Below are 8877 nucleotides of genomic sequence, written 5' to 3'. Positions count from 1 at the left end.
GCACCCGATCAACGGTAGTCGACGCGCGCGTCGGCGCCTTCGGCCGCGTGCTCAGCCCCGCTCCGGCTCGGCCTCGGTCAGGGCCGGGTGGCGCCCGTTGGCGACCGGGTCGAGATGCCGCTCGAGGGCCACCACGGCCAGCGCCAGCACGACGCACCCGACCAGCAGCGTGCCGATGTACCCGCGCGCGCGCCGCCGTGGTGCAGCGCCGCGCCGGCGAACGCCGGGCCGAGGATCGCCCCGGACTGGTACGCCGCGGCATTGATCGCGTTGTAGCGACCGCGCTCGTGGTCGGTGGCCAGGTCGTTGACGATCGCCGGGGTCGTGGCCTGCAGCAACGTCTCGCCGAGGGCGAAGATGGCGAAGAACCCGACGACGCCCAGGACGGCGAGCCACGAATCGGGCAGCAGCCCACTGGCGGCCAGCGACACCCACGACAGCCCCCAGATGGCGGTCATGAGCAGGAGCATGCGGGTGCGGCGATGGCCGGAGATCCAGCGCATGACGGCGAACTGCAGCGCGACGATGACGAAGGTGTTGACCGCGAACCCAAACCCGAGCGTGCGCGTCGACACCCCGGCGATGTCCACCGCGAACGCCGGCACGCCGGACTCGAACTGGCCGTAGCCGACGAACGAGGTCAGCACGCCGACGACCGAGATCCACAGCACCGCCGGGCGGCGCAGCACGTTGAGATAGGTCGGTGCCGGAGCGTCGTTCGGCCGGCTCTCGAGGCCGTCGGACGTCACGCGGCCGCCCGCGCCGTACCCGCCACCGGCGCGCCGCAACGGCCCGAGCAGCACCGCGAGCGGGAAGAGCATGAACACCGCCTCGGCGATGAACACCGCGGTGAAGGTCCACGGCCTGGAGATGTCGACGAACAGCCCGCCGATCAGTCCTCCGACACCCATGCCGAGGTTGACCAGGGCGAAGTTCAGGCCGAAGAACTGGGTGCGCGCCTCACCGTCGACGATCTGGGCGATGAACGAGTGGAACGCCGGAAACGACGAACCCTGGGCCGCGCCGACGAGCAGACTGGCCACCAGGAGCGCCGGAACCGACGTGGCAAAGGCGAACATCACCGCTCCGGCAATCATCGCGATCGTGCCGCCCATGACCACCGCCCGAGCCCCGAGATGGTCGATGAGGTACCCCGTCGGCACGGTCACGGCCACGGCTGCCACGGCGATCGCGGCCATGAGGTAGCCCGCGGTGTCGAGGGAGGCTCCTCGCACCTGCGTCATGTAGATCAGGACGAACGGCAACACCATTCCGCGTCCGAGCGTCTGCACGATCGTCGTCGTGAGCAGCCAGCGCCCTGCGGTCGGCAGGTCGTCCCAGAAGCGTGTGATGCCGAACCGGGTCGCGGTATCAGTCACGACAGGCCAGTTTCCTCCTGCCGCAGGTCGAAGCCAAATGGGTTTGCCCGGGTCGGTTGGCGATTGCGTACCCCACCAGTGACAATGGGGTGTTCATGTCATCAGAGCAGAGGTAGGGGACAGTGCCGACTGGCAAGGTCAAGTTCTTCGACACCGACAAGGGCTTCGGTTTCATCTCCGGGGACGACGGGGTCGATGTGTTCCTGCCCTCAAGCGCGCTCGCGGCCGGCGACGTGGTGCGTGGGGGCACCAAGGTGGAGTACAGCGTGGCCCAGGGCCGCAAGGGCGCCCAGGCGATGTCGGTGACCGTGCTCGAGGCTCCGGCCAGCGTGGTCACCAACCGCCGGCTGCGCGACCGCAAGCCGCCCGAGGAGATGGTCGTCGTCATCGAGGACCTCATCACCCTGCTCGACGACGTCCAGGCCGGCCTCAACCGCGGGCACTACCCCGACCGCCAGTTCGGCGCGAAGGTGGCCCAGGTGCTGCGCAGCATCGCCGACGACCTCGAGGCCTGACATGGCCGCGACCATCAAGACCGACACGACGTTGAGCGCCGCCGTCGAGGTGGCACGGGCGGCGGCGGAGTCCATCGCCGAGCCCGGCACGGTCGGTGACCACGAGGGCATCGTCATGGAGGCCGAGCGCGTCGGCACCCACCTGTTCGTGTGCACCTCACCGGGCTACCGCGGCTGGCACTGGGCCGTCACGGTCGCGCGCGTGTCGCGCAGCAAGGTCGTCACCGTCTCGGAGACGCACCTGCTGCCCGGCGAGGACGCCGTGCTCGCCCCGGCGTGGCTGCCGTACGAGCAGCGTCTCGCGCCGGGGGACATCGGCGCGGGAGACGTGCTGCCGTACGTCGCCGACGACGCGAACCTCGAGGCCGGGTGGGAGGCCACCGGTGACGAGGACGTCGATCACATGGCGCAGTGGGAACTGGGCCTGGGCCGGGCGCGGGTGCTCTCGGCGGAGGGCCGTGACGTCGCCGCGCAGCGCTGGTACGACGGGGCGCACGGGCCCAAGGCCGACGTCTCGCTCAAGGCACCGGAGATGTGCACGACGTGTGGGTACTTCGTGCCGATGGCGGGCGCGCTGCGCTCCGTGTTCGGGGTGTGCGCCAACGAATGGTCACCCTCGGACGGCACCGTCGTCAGCCTCGACCACGGGTGCGGTGCGCACTCGGAGGTCGATGCACCGCGCCCGGAGCCCGAGCAGGTGCCCGAGCCGGTGCTCGACGACCTGGCGTTCGAGACGCTCTGACCCTCGCCCCCACCTGGTTCGAGGTATTGCGCGTCGGATTCCCGACGCGCAATACCTCGAACCGCGAGGGGCGGTCAGTCGCGCTTGAGCACCCCGGCGGCATTGCCGCGCCCGCGGCGCAGGTACAGCCACATGAGCACGCCCAAGCCCGCGCCGTACACGCCGATCATCGGCCACCAGCTCCGCGCTCCGTCATGAAGCGTGGGGACGGCCCACGCCACCGCGGCCCACAACACGAACAACGCCGTCCCCAACAGCACCACCCGATCGACGCGGATCCGGATGGGCGGCGGCAGATGCGTGGGCGTGTCGTCGGAAGCCATGACTCCAGCCTGCCTCATCGGGCCCTAATCTGTGCGTCATGAGCACCACCTCGCCCCCCGCGCCGGCCCCCACGACCACGTGGGTGGACCGGTACTTCCACATCTCCGAACGCGGCTCCTCGATCAGCCAGGAGATCCGTGGTGGCCTGGCCACCTTCTTCACGATGGCCTACATCGTGGTCCTCAACCCGCTGATCATCGGCACCCAGGCCGATTCGACCGGTGCGTTCCTCGGCGGCGGCGACGTGCCGCACGCGATGAAACTCGTCGCGGCCGGCACCGCCCTCATCGCCGGGATCATGACGATCCTCATGGGCGTCTACGCGAACTACCCGCTGGCCCTGGCCGCCGGGCTCGGACTCAACGCCTTCGTCGCCTTCGGCGTCGCCAAGCTGCCCGGCATGACCTGGGCCGACGCCATGGGCCTGGTCGTGCTCGAGGGTGTGATCATCCTGCTCCTCGTGCTGACCGGGTTCCGCCGAGCCGTGTTGCGCGCGGTACCGGCCCAGCTCAAGACGGCCATCTCGGTCGGCATCGGTCTGTTCATCACCGTCGTCGGCCTGGTCGACGCCGGGGTCGTGCGCAAGGCGGTCGGAGGCCCGCTCGGCGAACTCGGCGTCGGCGGTTTCCTCGCCGGGTGGCCGATGTTCGTCTTCGTCACCGGCCTGTTCCTCATCTTCGGCCTGTACGTGCTCAATGTGCGCGGCGCGATCCTCTACGGCATCGCCGCCACGACGCTCCTCGCCGTGCTCGTCGAGGCCATCTTCAACGTCGGCGGGCAGACCGACGCGACCGGCAAGATCGTCAACCCGACCGGCTGGGGGCTGAACATCCCGAGCTGGCCGACGTCGGTGTTCTCCGTGCCGGACTTCTCGCTCTTCGGCCACTTCAACCTGCTCGGGTCGTTCGAGAAGGTCGGTGTCGTCTCGGCCGTCCTGCTCATCTTCACGCTCATGCTCGCGGACTTCTTCGACACGATGGGCACCATGGTCGCCGTCGGTGCCGAGGCGGGGCTGCTCGACGAGAACGGCGACCCGCCGAACAGTCAGCGGATCCTCGTGGTCGACTCGATCGCCGCGGCCGCCGGTGGTATTGGCGGAGTCTCGTCGAACACGTCGTACATCGAATCCACCGCTGGTGTGGGTGAGGGCGCGCGCACGGGTCTGGCCTCGGTCGTGACGGGTCTGCTGTTCCTGGCAGCGACGTTCCTCAGCCCGCTGGTCGCGGTCGTGCCCTACGAGGCGGCGACGCCGGCGTTGATCCTCGTCGGTTTCCTGATGATGCAGCAGGTGCGTGAGATCGACTGGACCGACCTGGAGATCGCGATCCCGGCGTTCCTGACGATCGTCGTCATGCCGTTCACCTACTCGATCAGCGCGGGGATCGGTGCCGGGTTCGTCATGTACCTGTTCCTCAAGCTCGTCAAGGGCAAGGTGCGCGAGATCCACCCGCTCATGTGGATCGTGGGTCTGCTGTTCGTCGTGTACTTCGCCATGGATCCGATCAAGGGATGGCTCGGCGTCTGACGCCCGTTCACCCACTCACCCTCGCCGAGGGAACAATTCTGGCGACGTAAGCCCGGCTTAGGTCGCCAGAATTGTTCCCTCGGCGAAGTTCTCGGGAGTACCCATGTCCACCACCACGACGATCACCGCCGCCATCGACTGCACGGTGACCGCGCCGGCGACCCTGTTGTTCGCCGTGGCGGTCGCGGCGGGCACGCCGACCCGCAGCGAGTCCCTGTCGATCGAGGTCGACGGAGCGCCGCTCGAGGCGCAGGAGATCGTCGCCGCAGCCGGCACCCGACTGCACCGGGTGCACGCGCCGATCGGGGCGCTGCGCCTGCGCTACGCCGCCGAGGTCGAGGCCTCCTGTCCGCCGCACCCCGTCACCGACGAGGAGGAGGTCGTCTACCTCCGCCCGTCGCGCTACGCCGAGTCCGACCGGTTCCACGTGCTCGCCCCGACGCGGTTCGCGGGTCTGACCGGCCAGGAGCTCATCACCGAGGTGGGCGCGTGGGTCAACGGCTACCTGCGGTACATCCCGGGCAGCTCCGGCAGCGAGGACTCCGCGATCGACACGCTGCTCGCCGGCCAGGGCGTGTGCCGCGATTTCGCCCACCTGACCGTCGCGGCCCTGCGCGCGCTGGGCGTGCCGGCGCGGTTGGCCGCCGTGTACGCGCCCGGCCTCATCCCCATGGACTTCCACGCCGTCGCCGAGGCCGCGCTCGACGGGCGATGGCAGGTCGTCGATGCCACCCGCAGGGCCCCGCGCTCCTCCCTGATCCGCATCGCGACGGGCCGTGACGCCGCCGACACCGCCTTCTTCACGGTCCTGAGCGGCCGGGTGCGGTTCGGCCCGGTGCGGGTCACGGTGTACGCCCACGGCGGCCTGCCGCCGGAGGACCCGTCGCAGCCGGTGTATCTCTGACCCGCGCCCCGATCGCCGTGCCCGGCTCGGGCGCGACGGAGCCGCGCTCGCGCCCCTTACAGTGGTCCGCGTGAGCATCCGGGTCGCCCTGCACCACGAGACGAGTTACACCTTCGCCCACCCGGTGCGGGTCTTCCCGCATGAGGTGCGCCTGCGCCCCGCCCCGCACAGCCGCACCCGCATCGAGGCGTACTCGCTCAAGGTCTCCCCGCCGGATCATTTCCTCAACTGGCAACAGGACCCCTTCGGCAACTACGTGGCTCGGCTGGTCTTCCCCGAGCCGACCGACCACCTGACCGTCGCCGTCGAACTCGTCGCCGACATGACGGCGATCAACCCGTTCGACTTCTTCGTCGAGGACCACGCCGCCCGCTTCCCGTTCGAGTACGCCGCCGCCCAACGCCGTGACCTCGAGCCCTACCTGCGCCCGAACGACGACGACGATGTCATCGACGCGTGGATCGCCACCCACCTGAAACCGACCGGTGTCCTCGACGGCGACACCCGCATCGTCGACGTTCTCGTCGCCGTCAACCAGGCCGTGCGCGACTCCGTCGACTACACCACCCGACTCGAGGCCGGCGTCCAGACACCCGCGGAGACCCTCGCCCGCGCCATCGGCTCGTGCCGCGACTCGGCGTGGCTGCTCGTGGCCGTCCTGCGCCGATGCGGCATCGCGGCCCGTTTCGTCTCCGGGTACCTCGTGCAACTCACCAGCGACGTCGTGCCCCTCGACGGTGCCCCCGCCGGCCCGGCCGCGGACTTCACCGACCTGCACGCCTGGGCCGAGGCCTTCATCCCCGGAGCGGGGTGGATCGGGCTCGACGCGACCTCCGGCCTGCTCGCCGGTGAGGGGCACATTCCGCTCTCCGCCACGCCGGAGCCGGAGTCGTCCGCGCCGATCACCGGCGCCACCGAGGTCGTTGAGGCGACGTTCGGGTTCGTCAACGAGGTCACCCGCATCCACGAGGATCCGCGCGTGACCAAGCCTTACACCGACGCGCAGTGGGCGCAGATCGACGCCCTGGGGGAGGCCGTCGACGCCCGCCTGAACGCGGGCGACGTGCGCCTGACGATGGGCGGGGAACCGACGTTCGTCACGGCCGGGGACACCTCCGACCCGCAGTGGGAATCCGCCGCCGACGGGCCGGAGAAGCGTGCGCTCGCCGCGCGTCTGACCGCGCTGGTCCGTGACCGGTGGGCCCGCGGCGGCGTCGTGCACCACGGGCAGGGCAAGTGGTACCCCGGCGAGGAGTTGCCCCGCTGGCAGACCCAGATCGCGTGGCGCCGCGACGGCGAACCGCTGTGGCACGACACCGCGCTCCTCGCCGACCCGGGCGCGCCCGGCGACGCCCCCGATCCGGCGGCCGTCGAACGCCTCGCCCGCGCCATCGCGGCGCGCTTGGGTGTCCCGGCCGACGTCGTCATCGCGGCCCACGAGGATCCGGTGCAGGCCGCCCTGAACGAGGCGCGCCAACCGTTCGGCGATCGCCCGGCCGTCGACGAGGATCCGCAACGCGCGGCCGACGATCTGGATCGCAACGCGACCGCCTCACCGCCGGCCGGCTGGGTCATCCCCGTTTTCGTCGACCCCGAGAACGGTGCCGGCTGGGCGACCGCGCACTGGCGCCCCCGCCGCCGCGGGTTGTTCCTCATGCCGGGCACCTCGGCCATGGGTTACCGGCTGCCGCTGAACACGATCGCCTGGGGCGAGGCCGCGGACATCACCCGCAACCACGACGGCGACATGACCGCCGACCTGCCCCACGGCGCTCCGGCCATCGAGCCCGAGCACGTGCCGCCGGCGCGCGTGGTGCCCATTGACGGAGCACCGCGCACGGCCGTTGCGGTGCAGGCGCGCGGTGCCCAGACCTACGTGTTCCTTCCGCCGCTCGACCGCCTCGACGACGGGATCGCCCTGCTCACCGCCATCGAGGGCGCCGCCGCAGCCACCGGCACCCCGGTCGTGCTCGAGGGGTACCGACTGCCGAACGACGACCGGGTCGAGTCGCTGTCGATCACGCCGGATCCCGGTGTGATCGAGGTCAACGTGCACCCCACCTCGACCTGGGGTGACCTGCGGGAGCTGACCACCACCCTGTTCGACGACGCCCGCCGCGCCGGGCTGGCCACCGAGAAGTTCGACCTCGACGGCACCCACACCGGCACCGGCGGCGGCAACCACATCACCCTCGGCGGGGCCACCGTGGCCGACAGCCCGTTCCTGCGGCGCCCCGATCTGCTGCGCAGCCTCATCACGTACTGGCAGTGGCATCCGGGTCTGTCGTACCTGTTCACCGGCAAGTTCATCGGCTCGACGTCGCAGGCGCCGCGCGTCGACGAGGGGCTGGCCGAAACGTTGTCCGACCTCGAGATCGCCTTCACCGAACTCGCCGCGATGGTCGACGACCCGGCCGTCGACCACGACATCGCCGCAGCCGTGCGCGCCGACTGGAGCGTCGCCGAGACCCCCGACGAGCGCGTCGCACGCCAGCGTCGATCGCAGCCGTGGCTCGTCGACCGGCTCCTGCGCCACCTGCTCACCGACCTGACCGGCAACACCCATCGCGCCGAGTTCTGCATCGACAAGCTCTACAACCCCGACCACCGCGGCGGGCGCCTCGGCCTGCTCGAGATGCGCGGCTTCGAGATGCCCGCGCACGCGCAGATGAGCCTGATGCAGGCCGCGCTGGTGCGCGCCCTCGTCGCCCGGTTCTGGGAGGCCCCGGCCGAAGGGCCGCTCGTGCGGTGGGGCACGCGGCTGCACGACCGGTACCTGCTGCCCGCGTTCGTCGCGGCCGACGTGCGGGAGGTCGTCGCCGAACTCAACGCGCACATGGCGGCCTGGCCGACCCAGCCGAACGGTGCTCCGCCGCGCTTCGACGAGCGCTGGCTCGAGCCGTTCCTCGAGTTTCGGTTCCCGCGGCTGGGCGAGGTGCGTCTGGGTGATGTCGAGCTCGAACTGCGCTCCGCCATCGAACCCTGGCAGGTGCTCGGTGAGGAGGTCTCGCTCGGCGGCACGGCCCGGTTCGTCGACTCCTCGCTCGAGCGTGTGCAGGTCAGCGCCGTCGGGATGACCGAGGGGCGGCACGTGCTGACGTGCAACGGCGTGCCGGTGCCGATGGTCCCGATCGCGACGACCGGCTGGGGCGTGGGCCGCGACGCGACGGCCGGCGCGCGCGTCGGCGGGGTCCGTTTCCGGGCCTGGAACCCGCCGAGCGCGATGCATCCGACGATCGGCATCCACGCTCCGCTCCAGTTCGACCTCGTCGATGTGCGCAACTCGGTCTCGCTCGGCGGCTTCACCTACCACGTCACCCACCAGGGGGGCCGGTCGTACGAGACGTACCCGGTCAACGCCGTCGAGGCGGAGTCGCGTCGCACGAGCCGATTCGAGGAGCGTCGCACCTCGGGTCGCATCGACACCGCCACCTGGCCGCAGCCGCGGGGGTATCTCGGCGGCGAACCGTCCGAGTTCCCGGTCACAC

Annotated in this window: 7 protein-coding genes; 5 read left to right on the top strand and 2 right to left on the bottom strand. The window is 70.8% G+C overall.

Features of this window, described 5'->3' with window-relative positions; translation table 11 throughout:
• Nucleotides 1-77 precede the first annotated feature (77 nt).
• Nucleotides 78-1379, bottom strand: coding sequence for an MFS transporter (locus KD1_RS08095; RefSeq protein ID WP_068400200.1), 1302 nt, complete (start codon nt 1377-1379; stop codon nt 78-80).
• A 122-nt stretch (nt 1380-1501) separates the two neighbouring features.
• Between KD1_RS08095 and KD1_RS08090 the strand changes: the two genes are divergently transcribed.
• Together KD1_RS08090 and KD1_RS08085 are read left to right on the top strand one after the other, a co-directional pair.
• Nucleotides 1502-1894 (top strand): cold-shock protein, encoded by a 393-nt coding sequence (locus KD1_RS08090; protein WP_068400197.1) that lies wholly within the window; start codon nt 1502-1504, stop codon nt 1892-1894.
• Nucleotide 1895: 1 nt separating this feature from the next.
• Nucleotides 1896-2636, top strand: a complete 741-nt coding sequence (locus KD1_RS08085; RefSeq protein ID WP_068400194.1) for a DUF3027 domain-containing protein — start codon at nt 1896-1898, stop codon at nt 2634-2636.
• Between the two features lie 74 nt (nt 2637-2710).
• Here the strand turns inward: KD1_RS08085 and KD1_RS08080 are convergent, their stop codons facing one another.
• Nucleotides 2711-2959: a hypothetical protein gene (locus tag KD1_RS08080; RefSeq protein WP_068400191.1), complete on the bottom strand. Its 249-nt coding sequence runs from the start codon at nt 2957-2959 to the stop codon at nt 2711-2713.
• 38 nt (nt 2960-2997) lie between these two features.
• Between KD1_RS08080 and KD1_RS08075 the strand changes: the two genes are divergently transcribed.
• From KD1_RS08075 to KD1_RS08065, 3 genes are all read left to right on the top strand, one after another.
• Nucleotides 2998-4485 carry an NCS2 family permease gene (locus KD1_RS08075; protein WP_068400188.1) on the top strand — a complete coding sequence of 496 codons (1488 nt, stop codon included), beginning with the start codon at nt 2998-3000 and terminating at the stop codon, nt 4483-4485.
• 103 nt (nt 4486-4588) lie between these two features.
• Entirely contained in the window at nt 4589-5389 is an 801-nt protein-coding gene (locus tag KD1_RS08070) for a transglutaminase-like domain-containing protein (RefSeq protein ID WP_068400185.1), read from the top strand.
• A 70-nt stretch (nt 5390-5459) separates the two neighbouring features.
• A partial coding sequence (locus KD1_RS08065) for a transglutaminase family protein (RefSeq protein ID WP_157073241.1) occupies nt 5460-8877 on the top strand: 3418 nt, incomplete at its 3' end.

It is taken from the genome of Kribbia dieselivorans NBRC 106261 (assembly GCF_001552435.1).
Classification (GTDB): Bacteria; Actinomycetota; Actinomycetes; order Actinomycetales; family Dermatophilaceae; genus Kribbia; species Kribbia dieselivorans.
Note: the sequence above shows the minus strand (reverse complement) of the source record. Positions and strands in the feature narration are given on the sequence as shown.

Excerpts from the sequence above, each read along its gene's own strand:
- KD1_RS08070 (WP_068400185.1), top strand. The coding sequence starts at position 4,589 with ATGTCCACCACCACGACGATCACCGCCGCCATCGACTGCACGGTGACC.
- KD1_RS08085 (WP_068400194.1), top strand. The coding sequence starts at position 1,896 with ATGGCCGCGACCATCAAGACCGACACGACGTTGAGCGCCGCCGTCGAG.
- KD1_RS08080 (WP_068400191.1), bottom strand. The coding sequence starts at position 2,959 with ATGGCTTCCGACGACACGCCCACGCATCTGCCGCCGCCCATCCGGATC.
- KD1_RS08075 (WP_068400188.1), top strand. The coding sequence starts at position 2,998 with ATGAGCACCACCTCGCCCCCCGCGCCGGCCCCCACGACCACGTGGGTG.